General features: G+C 43.8%; 20 protein-coding genes. 6 read left to right on the plus strand and 14 right to left on the minus strand.

Features of this window, described 5'->3' with window-relative positions:
• Position 1 precedes the first annotated feature (1 nt).
• The 7 genes from AWT60_RS00925 to AWT60_RS00955 are packed head-to-tail and all read right to left on the minus strand — an operon-like array spanning position 2 to position 7,144.
• The gene (locus AWT60_RS00925; protein WP_218676745.1) at positions 2 to 1,030 is read right to left on the minus strand and encodes a PseG/SpsG family protein; all 1,029 of its coding nucleotides are present in this window, start codon (positions 1,028 to 1,030) and stop codon (positions 2 to 4) included.
• A complete protein-coding gene (locus tag AWT60_RS00930) occupies positions 1,027 to 1,767 on the minus strand; it encodes a cytidylyltransferase domain-containing protein (RefSeq protein ID WP_218676746.1) in 741 nt (246 codons plus the stop codon). Before AWT60_RS00930 ends, AWT60_RS00925 begins: the two co-directional genes overlap by 4 nt.
• A complete protein-coding gene (locus tag AWT60_RS00935) occupies positions 1,757 to 2,881 on the minus strand; it encodes an N-acetylneuraminate synthase family protein (protein ID WP_218676747.1) in 1,125 nt (374 codons plus the stop codon). The genes AWT60_RS00930 and AWT60_RS00935 overlap by 11 nt, the downstream gene beginning before the upstream one ends.
• Before the next feature lies 1 nt (position 2,882).
• Entirely contained in the window at positions 2,883 to 3,758 is an 876-nt protein-coding gene (locus AWT60_RS00940) for a GNAT family N-acetyltransferase (protein WP_218676748.1), read from the minus strand.
• Positions 3,755 to 4,933, minus strand: a complete 1,179-nt coding sequence (locus AWT60_RS00945; RefSeq protein WP_218676749.1) for a DegT/DnrJ/EryC1/StrS family aminotransferase — start codon at positions 4,931 to 4,933, stop codon at positions 3,755 to 3,757. Before AWT60_RS00945 ends, AWT60_RS00940 begins: the two co-directional genes overlap by 4 nt.
• 21 nt (positions 4,934 to 4,954) lie before the next feature.
• On the minus strand, positions 4,955 to 6,367 hold the full coding sequence (locus AWT60_RS00950) for a capsular polysaccharide export protein, LipB/KpsS family (protein ID WP_202738491.1): 1,413 nt from the start codon (positions 6,365 to 6,367) through the stop codon (positions 4,955 to 4,957).
• Between the two features lie 6 nt (positions 6,368 to 6,373).
• Positions 6,374 to 7,144, minus strand: coding sequence for a glycosyltransferase family 2 protein (locus AWT60_RS00955; protein WP_218676750.1), 771 nt, complete (start codon positions 7,142 to 7,144; stop codon positions 6,374 to 6,376).
• A gap of 184 nt (positions 7,145 to 7,328) precedes the next feature.
• Here AWT60_RS00955 and AWT60_RS00960 point away from each other — a divergent pair, with 184 nt between their 5' ends.
• From AWT60_RS00960 to AWT60_RS00970, 3 genes are all read left to right on the plus strand, one after another.
• Positions 7,329 to 7,994, plus strand: a complete 666-nt coding sequence (locus AWT60_RS00960; protein WP_249895867.1) for a YIP1 family protein — start codon at positions 7,329 to 7,331, stop codon at positions 7,992 to 7,994.
• A gap of 193 nt (positions 7,995 to 8,187) precedes the next feature.
• On the plus strand, positions 8,188 to 8,718 hold the full coding sequence (gerQ, locus tag AWT60_RS00965) for a spore coat protein GerQ (RefSeq protein ID WP_024426405.1): 531 nt from the start codon (positions 8,188 to 8,190) through the stop codon (positions 8,716 to 8,718).
• Between the two features lie 129 nt (positions 8,719 to 8,847).
• Positions 8,848 to 9,465 (plus strand): cupin domain-containing protein, encoded by a 618-nt coding sequence (locus tag AWT60_RS00970; RefSeq protein ID WP_024423814.1) that lies wholly within the window; start codon positions 8,848 to 8,850, stop codon positions 9,463 to 9,465.
• Positions 9,466 to 9,504: 39 nt separating this feature from the next.
• On the opposite strand, the gene AWT60_RS00975 is transcribed toward AWT60_RS00970, so the two are convergent.
• The 3 genes from AWT60_RS00975 to AWT60_RS00985 form a co-directional block, all read right to left on the minus strand.
• The gene (locus AWT60_RS00975) at positions 9,505 to 9,876 is read right to left on the minus strand and encodes a DUF423 domain-containing protein (RefSeq protein WP_025093833.1); all 372 of its coding nucleotides are present in this window, start codon (positions 9,874 to 9,876) and stop codon (positions 9,505 to 9,507) included.
• Between the two features lie 70 nt (positions 9,877 to 9,946).
• Positions 9,947 to 11,254: a purine/pyrimidine permease gene (locus tag AWT60_RS00980; RefSeq protein WP_041108276.1), complete on the minus strand. Its 1,308-nt coding sequence runs from the start codon at positions 11,252 to 11,254 to the stop codon at positions 9,947 to 9,949.
• A 33-nt stretch (positions 11,255 to 11,287) separates the two neighbouring features.
• Positions 11,288 to 11,620 carry a YwdI family protein gene (locus tag AWT60_RS00985; RefSeq protein WP_041108278.1) on the minus strand — a complete coding sequence of 111 codons (333 nt, stop codon included), beginning with the start codon at positions 11,618 to 11,620 and terminating at the stop codon, positions 11,288 to 11,290.
• Between the two features lie 170 nt (positions 11,621 to 11,790).
• On the opposite strand from AWT60_RS00985, the gene AWT60_RS00990 reads away from it, so the two are divergent.
• The gene (locus tag AWT60_RS00990; protein WP_218676751.1) at positions 11,791 to 13,149 is read left to right on the plus strand and encodes an aldehyde dehydrogenase; all 1,359 of its coding nucleotides are present in this window, start codon (positions 11,791 to 11,793) and stop codon (positions 13,147 to 13,149) included.
• A 33-nt stretch (positions 13,150 to 13,182) separates the two neighbouring features.
• Here the strand turns inward: AWT60_RS00990 and AWT60_RS00995 are convergent, their stop codons facing one another.
• Positions 13,183 to 13,863, minus strand: a complete 681-nt coding sequence (locus AWT60_RS00995) for a uracil-DNA glycosylase (protein WP_024426408.1) — start codon at positions 13,861 to 13,863, stop codon at positions 13,183 to 13,185.
• The gene (locus AWT60_RS01000) at positions 13,860 to 14,687 is read right to left on the minus strand and encodes a glycosyltransferase family 2 protein (protein ID WP_075621533.1); all 828 of its coding nucleotides are present in this window, start codon (positions 14,685 to 14,687) and stop codon (positions 13,860 to 13,862) included. The genes AWT60_RS00995 and AWT60_RS01000 overlap by 4 nt, the downstream gene beginning before the upstream one ends.
• 128 nt (positions 14,688 to 14,815) lie before the next feature.
• On the opposite strand from AWT60_RS01000, the gene AWT60_RS01005 reads away from it, so the two are divergent.
• Together AWT60_RS01005 and AWT60_RS01010 are read left to right on the plus strand one after the other, a co-directional pair.
• Positions 14,816 to 15,130, plus strand: coding sequence for a YflT domain-containing protein (locus AWT60_RS01005; protein ID WP_087976015.1), 315 nt, complete (start codon positions 14,816 to 14,818; stop codon positions 15,128 to 15,130).
• Between the two features lie 125 nt (positions 15,131 to 15,255).
• Positions 15,256 to 16,065: a bifunctional hydroxymethylpyrimidine kinase/phosphomethylpyrimidine kinase gene (locus AWT60_RS01010; protein ID WP_041108286.1), complete on the plus strand. Its 810-nt coding sequence runs from the start codon at positions 15,256 to 15,258 to the stop codon at positions 16,063 to 16,065.
• A gap of 47 nt (positions 16,066 to 16,112) precedes the next feature.
• Here AWT60_RS01010 and AWT60_RS01015 read toward each other — a convergent pair whose 3' ends face one another.
• A complete protein-coding gene (locus tag AWT60_RS01015) occupies positions 16,113 to 17,189 on the minus strand; it encodes a chitobiase/beta-hexosaminidase C-terminal domain-containing protein (protein WP_218676752.1) in 1,077 nt (358 codons plus the stop codon).
• A 155-nt stretch (positions 17,190 to 17,344) separates the two neighbouring features.
• Complete coding sequence (locus AWT60_RS01020) at positions 17,345 to 17,599, minus strand: hypothetical protein (RefSeq protein WP_218676753.1); 255 nt, start codon at positions 17,597 to 17,599, stop codon at positions 17,345 to 17,347.
• Positions 17,600 to 17,763 lie beyond the last annotated feature (164 nt).

Raw genomic sequence — 17,763 nt, forward strand, 5'->3', positions numbered from 1 at the left:
TCTACACATCCTTATAGTCTTTTTGGTGATGATTCATGAGGTGTATAAGAATGTTTTTCACTCGTTCAGTTCCTTTTCCATCAATGAGTGTCCGTCCATTGAGATGGATGCTCCTGCGGAGAAAGTAGCTGCTGGACAGTCTTTCCACAGCACATCGTATATCTTTTTCATCCACAAGTTCACCTAATCCAAGATGGTGGCACGCTCCCTTTTGTGCAAAACGAGCGGCTGTCACTGCTTGATGGTCGACTTGTGAAAGGACAATACTGGGCACTCCGATACAAACTGCCTCGTATAATGTCATCCCGCCAGCCACTATGGCCAGATCAGCTTCCGAGAGACGCGCAGGTAATTGATCTGTATGACGAATGAATTGAATATGCTCAGCCTCTATTTGTTCCTCAATGCGGGAGGCTTTTCCTGTAACCGCTAAGATGTGTAAGTGGTCCGCTTCGAGGAGTGCTGATACAGCCTTTGATAACAATCCGCGCGGGTCACTGCCCCCAAGGCTGATGACCACCTTTTTGCATTCTTTTCGAACCTCATATGTGTCTTTTAATCGGCTTATCTCTTGATCTAACAATAAATAAGGTGTTCCATAAAAATATTCTGTCCCATCTACTTGCATGTGCTTTTCGTCCAGACCGCCATAAATGCCGTTCACGACAGCATCGGCAAGCTGACAGGCTTCTGCTCTTTTTTCTTCAAATAAGACCAGTCTGGCAGAGCTGGAGGATGCTTTGACTAATTGAAGAAATTGGAGGTCACAATCAAGTACATCAATCAGCAGAAGATCTGGATTCAGCTCTTTTATATCCTGCTCCATCTGAAGGAATGCCTTCGACTCCTGCACCAAATGAACGTGCCAATCTGGACCTGAGAGCATTTCTACACAGATCTGTTCATTTGTATAGAAAGATATGTCGTTTCCTTCTTGAAGCAGTTGATTTGCCAGCCGTTTCATTCTGACGACATGACCCATCCCTCTTAAAAAACCACCATACACAACAATCATGATTTTCTTGTTCATTCAGCATCCTTCTGTTTCACAAATTGATTCAGCCGAACAATATCAGGATCTTGTTCGCAAATGGTGATGAGCTCAGCCGTAGGCACAGCAATGGAGCCGCCAGCTTTCTCTAGTAAACGGGTCGCAAACACATAATCTTCTTCTGTATCAATCGTGAATCGATAAGCAGGATATGCAAGTTCTTTGGGCGGTGTGAATAATTGCAGGTGAAATTGCTCAGGATGCTTTCTGATATAGAGCGTGACATGCTCACGCTCTGGCTGCGTAAGGGGAAAATTGTCGATTTCACTTAAAATCTGTGCGTCGATCATTTCCCCGGAAATACCGAGTGGCGTCCCAGCCGTATACGTGTAATCAGCCTTCGCTTGCCTATGTTTTTCAAGCATTTTCGACAAAAGGACTGGATCTATAAATGGGTTATCTCCCGTTAAACGCACAATGGTTTGCGGTTCAAAATGACGGACAATCTGCGCAAATCGCTGCAGTACATCCTTCTCACTGCCACGAAATACTTTATAGCCCTTTGATAAACAATAATGAGCCAGCAGATCATCTTCTGCCTCAACTGTTGTGGCGATCATGAGGTTCTGCGTTTTGTGATTGTAATGAGCTGATTGCTTTACCCGTTCAACAATCAGGTCGATCAGCGCCATACCGCCGATCGGTTTCATCACCTTTTTTGGCAGCCTTGTTGAGCCCATTCTCGCCTGTATGATAAAGAGCACATCATTGATCATTTGACGTCTCCTGCATGAGTACATCTTTCCATGTAACTCCTGTATGGGCTGGGATATCTCTGACAGCCTTTGCGCCAAGTAAAACCGCCATATACCTTGGATGCAGACCTTGGCTTTTTTGTCCTGGACGTAACACGGCTAGATTTTCTGCGGTCAATGTCTCGCCCTTCGCAATGCCTTTTGTCGTAAAAATGCCTCGATACGCAAATTCACGAATCTTGCCTTCAATGGCTGTTGTCGTTTTATAAGAACTGCCAAGGAGCTCTTCTGGCACTGAATGAATGTCAGCTTCTTTTAAATTCCACTGCTTTTCTGCCGCTCGAATATGCTGAACCATTTCCTTCAATTCATCAGGATCAAGCGCAAAGGAATGATCAGCCCCAGGTAACGTTTTATCGACTGTAAAATGCTTTTCAATGATTGCTGCCCCAAGCTTCACAGCAGCTACAGGCGCTTCAGTTGGATGCTCACTATGATCAGAAAAGCCAATGACTGCCTCGGGAAATGCCGCAGCTAAGGTTTGAAGCACGCGCAGATTCGTGTAAGCTCTAGGTGCTGGATACTTTGCTACGCAATGCATGATAGCGACCTGCTGATTTTGCTCGCTTGTAATCGCCTCGTATGCTTCATGGACATCCGAAATGGTTGCCCCGGCAGTTGAGAATATGATGGGCTTTTGAAAAGATGCCGTGTGACGCATAAGAGGCAAATGATTGATTTCATAGGATGCCAGTTTGAAAGCCGGCGGATCGGTTTGATTCAATAGATCCGCAGATTCTTCGTCACATACTGTGCTTAAAAATATCAGCCCTTTTTCCGCGCAACGTGACAATAACACCGGGAGCCATTCTGGCGGCAGCTCCATTTGTTCCACTAAAGAAAAAATAGACACCTCTTCCCCCTTGGCTGTTTCGTACAAACCCGGTTCCTTTTGATACATCCGATCAGCTTGAAACATTTGAAACTTCACCGCATCGGCACCTGCTTCCTTTGCCACATCAATTAAAGCAAGCGCCTGATCCAGCTTTCCATCATGGTTAATGCCTGCCTCTGCAATGATAAAGACAGGCGCACCATCCCCTACTTTGCGATCTCCGATATAGAAATGCGCCATCTTACCTCTCTCCTTTTTTCGGCCACACATGGTAATACAAGAAGGCATTTTTTGTTCTAAAACCTAGCTTTTCGTACAGCTGAATCGCGGTTGTGTTATGCATCTGAGTTCCGGCAGACATAAACCGATGCCCTCTCTCATAAGAGGCTTTTATTATCGCCATCACGAGCTTTTTTCCGATCCCTTTTCCTTGTGCATCCGGTCTAATGGACAATAAATCAAGCACTAGTTCATCGCCCTTTGTTACCCCTTGAATCAAACCAATGACTTCATCGTTCACCTTTGCTGCGAGATTGATATCTGCACGTCCGAGTAAATTGTTTCTCATCCATTCCTGAAAGAAATGCTGGACGACATTCTGATCTAAAAAAGGATCAAGTGCGTACCGGCTTTTCACAAACGCCTGATGAGCAAGTGACACCGCCTCATCGTAATCCTTTTCATCCGGCAGACTAATAACCACATCATCACCTGTTGATGGAAGCTCCATTTGAACAGGCGGCGCCTCAAGACGAGTGAGACCGCCCACATAGTACACATGTGACAGCCTTTGGACGATGCGGTTTTTTACAAGGTCAGACGCTTCAAGACGTAAAAAGAAAAAATCGCATTTTTCTGTTCTCATCCAATTGATGAAACGCTCCATCAATTCTTGAAAAGCAGACGCTGACTCCGCTTCCACAAACTTCACATGAAAAATATGCTGATCAAAAATGCCGCTTTCCCATTTTGACCATTCATATAACAGGACTGCTTTGAGCTGGGCGCCATTAACAAGAGCAAATTGCTTGAAGCCGTTCATTTGTTCCGCTTGTTGACCATATTTCTCCAGCCAAGCAGCGAGCACCTGATCATCTACAGCATGAACGACCTTCATGATGATGCCCTCCGTTCTTTTAAAATAGACAACACCGCTGTGATAACATCCTGCACATCTTCATCTGTCATACTCGGATAGAGCGGCAGTGAGAGCGTCTGCTTGTAGTATGTGAGTGACTCAGGGAAATCCTCGGGTGAATAGTGATACGTTTGTTGATAGTATGGATGCAAGTGAACAGGGATAAAGTGAACACTCGTGCCGATTTTATATTCCTTTTGCAGCTGATCAATCAGTTCATCCCGCGTGATGAATGCTTCTTTTGGGTTCACTTGCAGTACATACAAATGCCATGCATGTCTTCCTTCTTGATGCACAGGCGGCAGAATCAGACCCGCTTCTTTTTGAAAAGCCTGATTGTATGCTTTTGCAATCTGTTCTCTCCGTGCCTGCATGTCATCCAGACGGCTTAGCTGAACAAGCCCTAACGATGCCTGCACGTCAAACATGTTCATTTTATAGCCTGGTTCCTCGACCTCGTAATACCACGTTCCTTTTTCTCCATAACGATTCCACGCTCCCTTGCTCATCCCATGGAGCGCTAGTCTTCTAATCCGAGCAGCAAGCGCATCATCATTTGTTGTCAGCATGCCGCCTTCACCAGTCGCTAGGTTTTTCGTTGCATAAAAGCTAAAAGCGGTCGCATCACCAATGGATCCAACGGGCTGACCGTGGTACGTTGCGTAAAGAGCGTGGGCAGCATCTTCAAGTACAAATAGATCATACTTTTTGGCAATCGCTAAAATTCGGTCCATATCGCACGATTGACCAGCAAAGTGAACAGGAACAATCGCTTTTGTATGTGGTGTAATGGCCGCTTCTATTTTCTCTGCATCCAGGTTGAGTGTCGCTGGATCAATATCGACAAATACAGGCGCTGCCCCCGTATGGATAATCGTATTGGCTGTTGCGCAGAATGTCAGAGGGGTTGTAATCACCTCATCCCCAGTCCCAATCCCTCTTGCCTTTAACGCTAAAAATAAAGCAGCCGTACATGAATTGACAGCGATCGCATGTTTTGCACCAGTCAGCTGCTGAAATTCTTCTTCAAACTGTCTTACTTTTGGTCCAGTTGACAGCCAGCCGGACTTTAATGTTCCAATGACTTCATCAATTTCCTCCTGCTCAATGAAAGGCAGAGCATAAGGAAGAAATTGTGCTCTCTTTTTTCCCATATCGCTTGCACACCCCTATCTTCATCTCTGAAAATCCACACCAGTTTTTGTTTTAAGCAGAGAAAGCAGAACATCGATAGATCGCGCATGCGGATAATGTTGTTTAATGAACTGAGCTCCTTGCTGCTTTGCCAGTTTCATCTCTTGTTCATCCGACAAAATACGAATGGCTTTCTCAGCTAGTTCAACAGGGTTTTCCATATGATAGCTGCCAAGCGACTCGTAATATGGGTATCTTCTGCCTTCTGTCATTTTCCCGATCAGCACACTCTTTTCAAAAAGCATCGCTTCAAGACCAACTGTTGATGTGAGCGTAATCACGATATCCACATATGGCAGCAGATCATACAGGTCAATTTCTTTTTTAATCAATTTCACATGATTTCCCGCTCGTTCAATAGACACATAGTCATTTAATCGATTTCGAGCAATTTCCCAAGGATGCGGCTTCATGATCAGCTGAATGTCTTTCCGTTTGGCGATCGTTTTAAGAACATCGCCATAAAAGGCTTCAGAAAACGGCTGCGTTGCCACAAGCACGGTCTTTTTAGCCGGACTGAAGTTCAATTTACGAAAAATGAGATCCTTTTGAAGCGGCGTTCGCTCCTTCACCAAATCAAACCTCGGATGACCTGTGATTTCCACCTGTTCCGGCTGACAGCCTTTATCTACATACCAGTCCTTTTCATATTTTCCAAACACCCCATGGCAAGTCGTAAAAATTGGTAAAAAGGCTTCGTCTCCCATAAGCGCGCCGTGCTGAAGACAGATACTCGTAAGCTGGCGTTTCACTGTTTGCAAAGCGAGTACGCGGCTGTAGACATCCTCCGTCGTTCCAACAATGACAGCTGCAATCGGCTGCATTTGAAATAGCATTTCTATCTGGTCAATGACATCAATAAATTGCACAATGTCCTTCCGCAGTTTTTCTCTAAAAAAGACATTGCCAAAGACAGGGTGGTGAGCGTAAGGTTTAAGGAGAGCATTTGCTTTTTCAATATATTCAGCGTGGGCTTCTTTATTAACCTCTCCGGCTAATTCCGGCTTACTGATCACGGGTAATCCGTAATAATCCGCCTTCTTCCAGCGAGCGAGCACCACCGTTTGGTTTGGATGGAACCGCGTGTAATTTTGTTCCGTAAAACGCAGGTGTTCAAAGTGAAGCAATACCTTTCCATTCGCCGGACGATAAGCGATACGCTTGATCTGCTGCTTATGCTGATCAAAAAATGGCTGAATCTCTTGCGGTAATGGACAAGCGGTTGTCAGTTCTTGACCGAATGCTTCATCTTCCATGCGCTCCCTCACTTCAGGACTGATATATTGATAAAAATTACTGATCAACCCAAGAGGAATTTGCTTGTAGGACAAATCCTTCATCAGATTCACATACTCAAAGTACACCTGCCAATAATGATGAATATAGTGCGACACTTCAGGTCACCTCCCATGTCTTTGTTTTAATATACTGCGAAGCTCCCAGCAGGTGGACTGCTCGGGAAGTGCTTGAATAAAGGAACTTTTCTCTTCTTCTGCCAGCTGATAATGAATCGACTTTTCTGTGATGTAATTTGTATCTAATATTTCATCAAACGGATAGAACGGATAAAAATGATTTAACCGGAAAAAGAAACGGGCATCCCCTATTCGATAAAAATGCGGACTCTCGTCCCAGTAAGACCCAAATTCCTCATGAATTTTTGATAAAATGGATGTACGATGCACGACCGAGCAATGATCTATGGCGCAGGGGGCATTCCATTGCACTGTTTGCGCCGGCCGAATCGTTTCCTTCACTGGCTCTTTTTTGCTATTTAAATAGATCACTTTAGAACTAGAATAGACAATATCTTTACCTGGATGGGTATCTAGATAATGAGTGAGCTTCTCTAAACGGTCCGGGGCGTAGACATTGTCATCTGTGGCATAGGAAATATACTCCCCTTTTGCCAGTTCTAATGCTTGATTAATCAGCACGGCGTAGCGAGTTTTCGCTGTTCTCTCTTCCAGCGTTTTGACACCGCTTTGGATAAAATGAACGCGGGGATCTTTGCGAAACGGTTCAATCGCAGCAAGGGTTTTTTCGTTTGATCCATCATCCATGATAAAAAGTTCAAAGTCTGACAGCGTCTGCTGCAGGACCGCTTCAATCGATCTGCCGACGTAAGCCGCCTTGTTGTAGCTCGTCATAATGACAGTTACTTTTGTCAAAGTTTTCACCTCGGTCTCTTTCAAACTATGTTTATCATATGTGTCTCCTCTTAAAGAGACTGTAGAGTGACCTATTTTTTATAAAATTGTATTTTTTTATTGATCTATCTTTGAAAAATGCGAACTTTTTGGTAATATAAGTAATCATTTGTGTGTATTAAAGGAGTAAAGAACATTGGAAGCTATGAAGAATGATCACTCCCAAGAAGAGGAATTAAAAGGATTTTTTCGATTTTTTAAAATTTTCGTCGCGACAAAAACGATTATTCGCTCATATCAACATTCCAATATTCCCATTTGGCTGATGATGCTCCTTGCAAGTATCGCCGGTACGGGCTGGATCTACGAAGGGTATTTTAGCGAGTATATGGGCAATCATATTCCATTCCCTTTTATTCTGTTACAAGGAGCGGGATATGGTATTTTGGCAGGCAATATTATTCTATTTTTCGGTGTCCTCCTGATCAAATGGTTAGGGCGTCTCTTTTTCGGCTGTCAAACGGCGTATCGAGATATACTCAAGGCCTGCACACTGACGGTCTTTTTCCCTTCTGCTTTATTTTCACTTACTTGGATTTTCACAGTTGGGATGCTCGGTCCGTATACGTTTGTTAAAGTCTCACCATATTTAGATCAGCATTATGAAGTATGGTATTATCTCGATCTTTTAACTCTTACGGATGTATATGCAAAGACGTGGATATTTGGAATGGCTGTTTTAGGCATTGTCGCTGTGATGAAGCTCAGATTATGGCAAGCCTTCATCATTGTGATCACACCGCCCGCCGCGTTTTTTCTCATCATGACACTTTTATTTGATATTCAGCACGCTGTAAACTGGATCATGTAAAAAGGACGAGTACCGATAGAATGCGAGGGTTTGTCTACACGCTGAGGAATTGCATAGCAGTTCCTTTTTTTCGTTTAATGTACATATTCTCCCCTCCTGTCTCATAGTGTGAAAGAGAGAAAGAATGCTATGGAAACAACAGGTGCTTTAGCGCCTTCTGTTTAGAACACCATGAGGAAAGAGGAGGAACGTTATGAAATTGAAAAATCAATTTGGGCAAGGTTCGGGTTTCGAAGGTCAAGATTTCCGCCAGCAACAATATGGAGCAAATCCGTATCCTGCGCAGCAGATGGGTTATTCAGTCCCTCCCCAAACGCAGGGTCAAATGCAGCAGGGGTTTTCACCAATGCCGTCTACCGGCACTTCACAAGGAGGCCAAGGAACGCAGGGCGGCGGTCAGCCCTATCAAATTCCTTCTGGACCGGTTTATCAGCAGAATGTCACCGGGCAGCTGCCTATTGAGCAGTCCTATATTGAAAATATTTTACGATTGAACCGCGGCAAGGTAGCCACGATTTATATGACATTTGAGGCGAGCAAGGAATGGAATTCGAAGATTTTTAGAGGCGTCATTGAAGCTGCAGGACGTGACCACATTATCATTAGTGATAATAAGACAGGAACACGATACTTACTATTAACGATCTATCTTGATTACATTACGTTTGATGGGGAAATTCAATATGACTATCCATACTCGATGTCTACGTATTCTCCGAGATAACGTCAAGCATGGCAAAAGCAAGGCTCAGGTGCCCTTGCTTTTTTCTTTTGTCTAGGTTTTTGTCACACCTCTAGGGCGCTGCTCATAAGATGCCTAGTAGTTTTTATCAAAAGCCTAGAGGTGACATCAATGACTGTTGAGCTGGATTATACATCACCAAATGTCAAATTTTCATACGATTTGAATCAAAGCCCCCTTGTGAAATTCGATCAGCATAACCTGATTAATGTGTTAGGAAAAAAACAATTAAACTCGTTGGATCAAGTGTCCCTGCTGGATATATATTTGAGTAAAAGCAAAGTTGTAGAGCCTCATTATCATCAAAATGCGGCAGAGCTTGTTTATTGTATAGCCGGTTCTGCTGCCGTATCGATGCTGAATCCATTTACAAAAAAACTGCACACCTACACCATCACACCTGGACAGGTGGCAAACGTGCCTCAAGGCTGGTGGCACTATGAAGTCGCTCTCCAAGACAGAACTCATTTGTTAGCCATTTTTAACGCATCTACACCTGAAGTGATCCTAGGCTCAGACCTTCTCACCCTCACCCCTTCTCACATCATGGCCCATACTTATTGCATGAACGAAACACAGTGGAAGCAGGCGATAAAGCCTGTGAAACCAAGTGTGTTTATCGGACCATTTTGCCACCGGGAGGAAGAGTCTCAAACGCACCCTGTCCCTCCATCTCACTACGTCCCATATTATCAAGCACCGCCCAACTATACCCCTTACTGGAGTTAAAAAAAACCGATGCCCCTATGAGAGCATCGGTTTTTTGGCTTATAAATTTTTTGCTGCTGCAATGACAAGCATGATCCAAGAGGCGATAAATGCTACTCCGCCAATAGGGGTAATGGCACCTAGAATCTTCACCTGCGTCAATGCCAGCACATAAAGGCTTCCTGAGAAGAAAAGGATGCCTGCAAGCATCACCCAGCCAGCGGCAGGAACCAAGGAGACACCTGACAGCTTATCTGCAAGAAAAGCGACAACAAATAAGCCAATGGCATGGAACATCTGATATTGAACACCTTTATTCCATATTTCTATATATTTTTCAGGGATTTTCCCTTCTAGACCGTGCGCACCGAAGGCTCCAAGTCCAACAGCAAGCATGGCGTTAATGGCGCCTAAAATGAAAAATAGTTTCATTCGTCATTCTCCTTATCTCGTCAATTATATTTATCATAGCGCGGGTGAAGGGCGACATTCAACTTTCCCTTTACGTTGACACGAGATTGTCGGATTTCTTTTTCTTTCGTAACAAGACTTGGTCAACCACAATCGCAATGAGTGTGCCTAGAACAAGACCGTTGCTTAATAATGAAATGAGCACAGGATGCATGCCTTTCAAGGCCTCCTGAGGCACAAACATCGCCCCTACGCCTGCTAAAACAGCAATACCAAGAACAAAGCGAATCCGCGGAATTTCTTCTTTCTCATACTGATCAAACTCCGACATCGCAATCCCAATCATAGAAGAGAAGACCACAAAGTTTACAGCAAGCCCCACAGGTGATGGCAATGCAGAGAAAAAGCTCATGAGCAGCGGAAACAAACTAATGAGAACAACAAGCAGACTTCCTATGAAAAAAGGCTTTCTCGAAGGAATTTTGGTTGTCTGGATAAATCCTGCTGCCCCGGAAATAGGTACAGGCGCAATCGCACCGATCAGCCCGCTTAGTAAATGACCAAATGCTGCGACAAAACCGGCAGGACGTGCTCTTTTCCGCTCACGCAGTTCACCAAATGCCTTCACTGAGCTTTCCACAATTCGAATACTTGCCAGCATGTTCACAATGAGTAAAATCGTTATAAAAAAGGACGTGACAAGCAATCCGCTGTCAAAGACCGGCATACCGAATGGAAACAGCTTCGGAAACTCGATGATTTGTTCTGGAATTCGAACTGGCTTCGCCAATCCGAGTAGAGCGAATAACAGCCATCCGCCTGCAAGTGCGAATAACACAGAAAACTGCCTCAAGTAATGCCATTTTGAGCGGCTGATCATGAAAGTGAGGATAATAATCAAGATCGATAAGCAAAAGACAAGCCCGTCCACCTGATTTCCCCGATAGCCGATGCCCATCAGCCCTTTCATGATTGGCTGACTTAGCTGCACAACAAGCAGCAGCAGGTAAATGCCTGTGACGACTGGCGTAAATAAAGACGCGAGCCAATTGATGATTTTAAATAAACTAAATATAAAAAAGAAAACAGCACTAAAAATTAAAGCCCCTTGTAATGCTTGCAGGGTTTCAGGATACGTCGCAAAGATTGTACCTGTCATGCCGGCATAAAGGGTATACACACCCCACCAAAGCCCTGCTGGACTTTCATTAATCGGCAGCATATGGCCGCATAAACACTGCACCATTGCCACAAGACCAAGTGAAAAGAAAGTACTTTGAATCAGCTCCGCCGATTGCACTTGATTCAATTCAAATGCTTGTGCAATCGCAATTGGTACGGCAATAGAAGCTGCGATAAAAAATGCCATCCACTGAATGGCGCCTAAAAATAGTTTCAAACCGATCACCTTCCCTTTGTCGTGACAAGACCATTAAAAATCAAAAATAGAGTCGCCGTTCCCGTCCTTCTCTTTTTGCCCCTCATCATTTTGCTGAAATTTCTTCGCGCCACTTGTGCCCATGAGTTTCTCCAGCATGGCTTGATCTGCAGACACAGATGGTGCTGATGGTGTATGTATCGATGAAGGTGGTGAAATGACCGGCGACTGCGGCATTTGCACCTGTGATGGTGCGTCGAGAATGACATCACATAGTGAAGAAATGACCGCCACTTGACGTTTCACCTCTTCATCATTTCCACTTTGTTTTGCTTTTTGAACCGCTTCCTCCATTTTTTGAAGCAGGCTTGATATATGAATATTCAAGGGTAGACCCTCCAATCTAAAAAAATCTCTTTTCAACATTATTTTACCAAATGAACAAACCAAATGGGTTCATTTTTTCAATGCAGTGCGCTCACGACTCTCTTATTTGACCCGTCATCTTCATTCACACATAATAAAAGAAACAACATCGTCTATGAAAGGATTGAATAATGGACAAGCTCACTGCTCTATTTCAGAAACAAAAAGTCTTTCAGAAGCCGGCGGTTCAAGAACGCATCCGCATTCTTCAAGACTTAAAAGCAGCAATCAAACAGCATGAAAAGGATATTTTACAGGCCTTAGCCCATGATTTACATAAATCCGAACAGGAAGCCTATACAACAGAGATCGGGATGGTGTATGAAGAAATCAATCATACCATCAAGCACCTTCACAAATGGGCGAAGCCAACTCGCGTGAAAACACCGCTGACTCATATCGGATCAAAAAGCATGATCATCAAGGAACCTTATGGAAGTGTGCTCATCATTGCTCCTTGGAACTATCCTTTCCAATTGGCCCTTTCTCCATTAGTCGGTGCGATTTCTGCGGGAAATGCCGTGATTTTAAAGCCGTCTGAGCTGACGCCGGCAGTCTCACAAGTGATCAGCACAATCATCAAACATGTATTTCAAGAAGACCATGCGGCTGTCGTAGAGGGCGGTGTCGATGTCAGTACAGAGCTGCTGAAACTGCCCTTTGATTATATCTTCTTTACTGGAAGTGTGGCAGTTGGCAAAGTCGTCATGGAAGCCGCCGCAAAGCATTTGACCCCTGTCACACTTGAGCTTGGAGGAAAAAGTCCCAGCATCGTCATGCCTGATGCCGACATCAAGTTAGCAGCGAAGCGGATCACCTTTGGAAAATTCACCAATGCAGGGCAAACCTGCATTGCACCAGACTATTTGCTCGTTCATGAATCCATCAAAGAGGAACTTTTGCGAGAAATAACGGCCTGTATCCGTGACTTTTATGGTGAACATCCCGAAACGCATCCGCACTTTGGAAAAAATGTTAGTCAGCGCCACTTTGACAGGCTCACACAATTTCTCTCAAATGGAACGATCGTCACAGGTGGACAGCGCAATGAACAGGAGCTCAAAATCGCTCCGACCATTTTAGACCACATCACATGGGAAGATCCCGTCATGCAGGAGGAAATTTTCGGACCAATTCTGCCTGTCATGACCTTTGATTCTCTGCATGAGGCAGTTCAAATGATCAAAGCAAGGCCAAAGCCGCTTGCGCTTTACTTATTTACAACAAATAAAGAAACAGAAAACTATATTCTAGACAACCTCTCATTTGGCGGAGGATGTATCAATGACACGCTTATGCATGTCGCTACCCCTTACCTGCCATTCGGAGGCGTCGGCGAAAGCGGCATGGGGCGATATCACGGGAAGGACAGCTTCTTTACTTTTACGCATGAAAAAAGCGTCCTGCGTCAAACCAATCGCTTCGATTTTTCCTTCCGTTATCCAAATGCGAAAAACGGACTCGACTTGGTTCGTAAATTTTTAAAATAAACAGGACGAAGGGTCTCTCCCCTCGTCCTATTTTCATTCAATATCCTTGATACACCAATTGATTTCTTCAATCCCCATTTGCTTTAAATACGCGTTTACCTTTGAAAACGGCCGGCTGCCAAAAAAGCCGTTTCTTGCAGAAAAAGGACTTGGATGAGGTGACTCAATGATGAAATGCTTGTTTTGATCAATGCGTTCTTTCTTGTTTTGAGCATGTCTTCCCCATAACACAAAAACGACGGGCTGTTCACGCTGATTTAGCACATCAATCACGCGGTCTGTCACACGTTCCCATCCCTTGCCTTTATGAGAATTCGCCTCGCCCTTTCTCACAGTCAGCACAGTGTTTAAAAGCAGCACACCCTGCTCTGCCCAGCTGACAAGTGAGCCGTGGTTTGGAACAGGACAGCCAAGATCATCCTTTAGCTCCTGAAAAATATTTCTCAAAGATGGCGGATGCTTGACGCCCGGCTGAACAGAAAAGCTTAATCCATGTGCCTGCCCTGGGCCATGATAAGGGTCTTGTCCTAAAATCACCACTTTGACCTTTTCATATGACGTCAAATGAAGAGCACGATACACGTCATCTGGTTTTGGAAAAACGGTCTGCGTGCGATATTCTTCCTTCATCCATTCACGTAATTCCTGATAATACGGCTGTTCAAATTCACTTTTCATCACAGCCCACCAGCTATCATTTAAAAATGGCTTCATTGCGGTTTTCCTCCTTCTACTTGCTGCGCTAGTCTGGAGATCATCGGTTTTCCATCCCACACAATCTCACTCTCTGATTCTCTTTTTTTCATCGCTGGTTCTTCTAATAATATAGCAAAGTTCGCTGTCGGCAGATCGCCCAGTTCATGCTTTTCACTTAAATCATCTAAGTAGTTTTTCCTTGTTTCACCAAGATCACTAGACTGATTTCCACCGCCGTCAAAAAACGCATAGATCACGCTCGCAGCTGGCACCCGTTTGACTCGGGCATGCTGTGATACACGTAAAAAGAAGTCCCAGTCCCAATAATGATGCATCGCTGGATCAAAATAGCCTATCTCATCGTGTATACAGCGTTTGTACATACTGCCCGAAGGAACATATGTAGAAAAGACACGCATATCCTCAATATCTGCTGTATAAGCAAACAAACGTCTCGACAGCGGAAAACGGGTCGCACCTTTTTCTTCAAATGATACAATTTCTGCATCAGAAAAGACAAAATCGGCATCTTCCAGCGCCTTACTCATGCGTTCGATATGACAAGATGTGAAGTAATCATCGTCGTCACTCAGCATGATGACGTCGCCTGTCAGCTCCCGCACCCCCACATTTCTGGCATTTACATGCTGGACATTCTCATCTAAATGAATCAAGCGGATCGGAAGCTCAGGGTAAAGTTCCTGAATGATGTCGACTCGCTCTCCTGCATCATTGACGACAACAATTTCAAAAGGCTGTACGGTTTGTCTTGTAATGGATTCAAGCAGCTCACACAGTGCGCTGAGCCGGTTATGTGTCACAATTAATAAGGAAATCTTCATATGCAGCTTACTCCTTTAATAGATTCGTCTTTTTCCATTAAAACATAAATTGACTTTCTTCTCATGATATAAAAGGCGGTTTGATTTGATGGGAAAATGGGAATTTTTGATGAAAAGGAGTGATGATGATGGAATATATCAAGGTGGAGAATAGTAAAGAAGCAAAACAGACCATTGACCACATTCATTCATCGGGATCATCAAAGGACGCTGTTTTTGTTTTTGCCTACGACCCAGAACGCTCTGATACCGTAACAGAGCATACAGACGCCAAAAGCATGACAGCGGTCGATCAAGGGATTTTGGATCAAGTCGCCAATGTCATTCGCACCCGGGATGATGAACTGATGGCCAAAATGATGTCAACTGGGGCCGATCAAGAGTTAGCCTTAACCCTTTTAGACGAGCTGAAAAAAGGGAAATTGGTGATTTGTAAAAGGTAAGAAAGAGAGGCGTTCCGAAGAGAGGAACGCTTTTTTATGCCGTTTCATTGTGATAAACGGAAAAGCTGATTATAATAAGGGATAGAACAATAACTGTTACACATCACATTGGAGGTTCAGCAACTATGTCTATGAATAAAGCACTCACCATCGCAGGTTCGGATTCAAGCGGCGGTGCAGGTATCCAAGCAGATTTAAAAACGTTTCAAGAAAAAAACGTCTACGGGATGACAGCTTTAACCGTTGTCGTTGCAATGGACCCACATCATCATTGGGATCATCAGGTGTTTCCAATTGATACGGCGACAATTCGCGCGCAGCTCTCTACCATTGTAGAAGGCATTGGTGTAGATGCACTAAAAACGGGTATGCTTCCTACCGTCGACGTGATCGAGCTTGCAGCTGACACCATCAAAACATATGACCTAAAAAATGTCGTCATTGATCCTGTCATGGTTTGTAAGGGTGCGAACGAAGTCCTTTACCCAGAGCACGCGGAAGCATTGCGCGAAAAGCTCACGCCACTGGCAACCGTTATCACACCTAATCTTTTCGAAGCAGGTCAATTAAGCGGAATCGGCGAGATCAAAACGATCGAACAAATGGAAGAAGCAGCAAAACGCATTCACGAACTTGGTGCAAAGTATGTGGTTATCACTGGAGGCGGTAAGCTCAGCGAAGACAAAGCCATCGATTTACTTTATGATGGACAAACCTTCGAACGCCTTGAAACAGATAAAATCGACACAGAATACACACACGGTGCAGGCTGCACATTCTCAGCAGCAGTCACAGCTGAACTAGCGAATGGATCAGACGTGAAAGAAGCCATTTATGCAGCAAAAGAATTCATCACGGCTGCCATTAAAGGCTCTTTCCAGCTAAACGAATACATTGGACCAACAAAGCATTCTGCTCATCGTTTTGACAAATAAAACAGAAAAAACCGATTCGCCTTGTTAGGAGGTGAATCGGTTTTTGTTTATCGAAAGCTTCGTCTCTGTGCAAACAGCCAATCTGTTAAGCCTGGTGTCTCATAAGCAGGCGTCCATGATGCATGGTCATATCCATACTTACTTGCATACTCCGTATAAAGCGGCTGGCCGCCAGCTTTTTGAATAGCTTGAATTGTATTTCTCGCATAGCTGATAGGGATAATGGAATCATCTTCTGCATGAAATGCCCATATTGGCTTGTGTGCTAAAATTCCTGCCTTGCTTGGATCTGCACCCCCCGCAATAGGAATCATTGCTGCAAACAAACGAGGATATGTGATGTTCAACTGGTACGTGCCAAATCCACCTTGTGATAAACCCGTCGCATAAATCCTTTTCTGATCAATCTGATAAGAAGTTAACACATGCTGAAGGACATCATAAGCTTTGTGTAAATCTGGTGAAAATTGAAACACGTTCGTCAGATCAATTTCATTTTGCAAATTTCTTGTTAAAGCAAAGCCTCCATCGACAGCATTTCGCGCCTGAGGTGCTAGTACGTACGAAGGATGTTTCTTTTGGACTTCAGGAGAAGCCCATAAAACTGCACCATCATTCGCAAGTAACTGCTTTTGATTGTCTGTTCCCCTCTCCCCGCCTCCATGTAAGAATAGGACGAGAGGATAGGCTTTACCCCTCTTATGATTTTTCGGAATGTACAACCTATAAGGCATTCCTTGATATTCAAAAGATAAAAAGGATGATGCGATATCCTCTCGTGTGACAAAACGATAATTGTACGTAGACGTAGCAAGTCGATGCCTATTTTTGTAAGCGCTTACTTTTAAAGTCGTATTGGCATCAATATGAATAGGCTTTTTATATCGCTGACTTTGAGTTGTCGGCTGGCTGCCATCTGTTGTGTAATAAAGAGAAGCTTTTGGCACCGGAGAATGGAGAACCACCTCTTGTGAGCGATAATATTCACCAGATGGTACAGAGGCAGTAGGTGCAAAAAATGACGTGTGTTGAGTTCGGGCAGAAGAAACGGAAGGAAAAAGAAAACTCATAGAAAATAGGACAATCATAAAGGTGATCAGGCATTTCTTGGTTGTATGGTTCATATCGTTCCTCCTGTACATGCTCAGATGAATTTTTTATTTATTATTGATCATGACAATATAAATGTCAACGCTTTCATTTAAATTTCTGAATAATCTTATTGAATTAAAAAAGCGTACCCTCTTCCGAGTACACTCTTTTATCCAAACATGAATGCTTATTTTTGCTGATCGGACTCTTTCGCCATTTTTCGAATAAAGGCTTCAATGGATTCAACAAATAAAGCATATTCTTTCATTTGTTTATACGTATTTGACAGCTTCTCTTTCACTTCTTCCTGCTCTAAAGAAGGTTCACCGAGAATAGATTGAACTTGAATGAGCAATTCTTTATATTCTTCACGTTTATCTTCAACATGATCTGCCATTGTCTCCAAGCGTTTTCTAGTCGTCGGCTGCTGTTTTGAATTCAAGTAAACAACCCCTTTTTTTGTCCTACCGCATTTGGATAAACGTCAGCCTCAGCTGTATATATTTTAAAATGATACCATAATTCCACCTGTTATCATATATGTAAAACGTCATCAAACCGCTTTAGGCCAACCTTGTATATACACGTTATAGGCTTTAAGATACA

It is taken from the genome of Bacillus sp. F2HM (assembly GCF_019266135.1).
Taxonomy (GTDB): Bacteria; Bacillota; Bacilli; order Bacillales; family Bacillaceae; genus Bacillus; species Bacillus safensis.

Excerpts from the sequence above, each read along its gene's own strand:
- AWT60_RS00975 (WP_025093833.1), bottom strand. The coding sequence starts at position 9,876 with ATGAAACTATTTTTCATTTTAGGCGCCATTAACGCCATGCTTGCTGTT.
- AWT60_RS00935 (WP_218676747.1), bottom strand. The coding sequence starts at position 2,881 with ATGGCGCATTTCTATATCGGAGATCGCAAAGTAGGGGATGGTGCGCCT.
- AWT60_RS00940 (WP_218676748.1), bottom strand. The coding sequence starts at position 3,758 with ATGAAGGTCGTTCATGCTGTAGATGATCAGGTGCTCGCTGCTTGGCTG.
- AWT60_RS01005 (WP_087976015.1), top strand. The coding sequence starts at position 14,816 with ATGGAATATATCAAGGTGGAGAATAGTAAAGAAGCAAAACAGACCATT.
- AWT60_RS00930 (WP_218676746.1), bottom strand. The coding sequence starts at position 1,767 with ATGATCAATGATGTGCTCTTTATCATACAGGCGAGAATGGGCTCAACA.
- AWT60_RS00990 (WP_218676751.1), top strand. The coding sequence starts at position 11,791 with ATGGACAAGCTCACTGCTCTATTTCAGAAACAAAAAGTCTTTCAGAAG.
- AWT60_RS00995 (WP_024426408.1), bottom strand. The coding sequence starts at position 13,863 with ATGAAGCCATTTTTAAATGATAGCTGGTGGGCTGTGATGAAAAGTGAA.
- AWT60_RS00925 (WP_218676745.1), bottom strand. The coding sequence starts at position 1,030 with ATGAACAAGAAAATCATGATTGTTGTGTATGGTGGTTTTTTAAGAGGG.
- gerQ (WP_024426405.1), top strand. The coding sequence starts at position 8,188 with ATGAAATTGAAAAATCAATTTGGGCAAGGTTCGGGTTTCGAAGGTCAA.
- AWT60_RS01010 (WP_041108286.1), top strand. The coding sequence starts at position 15,256 with ATGTCTATGAATAAAGCACTCACCATCGCAGGTTCGGATTCAAGCGGC.
- AWT60_RS00970 (WP_024423814.1), top strand. The coding sequence starts at position 8,848 with ATGACTGTTGAGCTGGATTATACATCACCAAATGTCAAATTTTCATAC.
- AWT60_RS00945 (WP_218676749.1), bottom strand. The coding sequence starts at position 4,933 with ATGGGAAAAAAGAGAGCACAATTTCTTCCTTATGCTCTGCCTTTCATT.
- AWT60_RS01000 (WP_075621533.1), bottom strand. The coding sequence starts at position 14,687 with ATGAAGATTTCCTTATTAATTGTGACACATAACCGGCTCAGCGCACTG.
- AWT60_RS01015 (WP_218676752.1), bottom strand. The coding sequence starts at position 17,189 with ATGAACCATACAACCAAGAAATGCCTGATCACCTTTATGATTGTCCTA.
- AWT60_RS00960 (WP_249895867.1), top strand. The coding sequence starts at position 7,329 with ATGAAGAATGATCACTCCCAAGAAGAGGAATTAAAAGGATTTTTTCGA.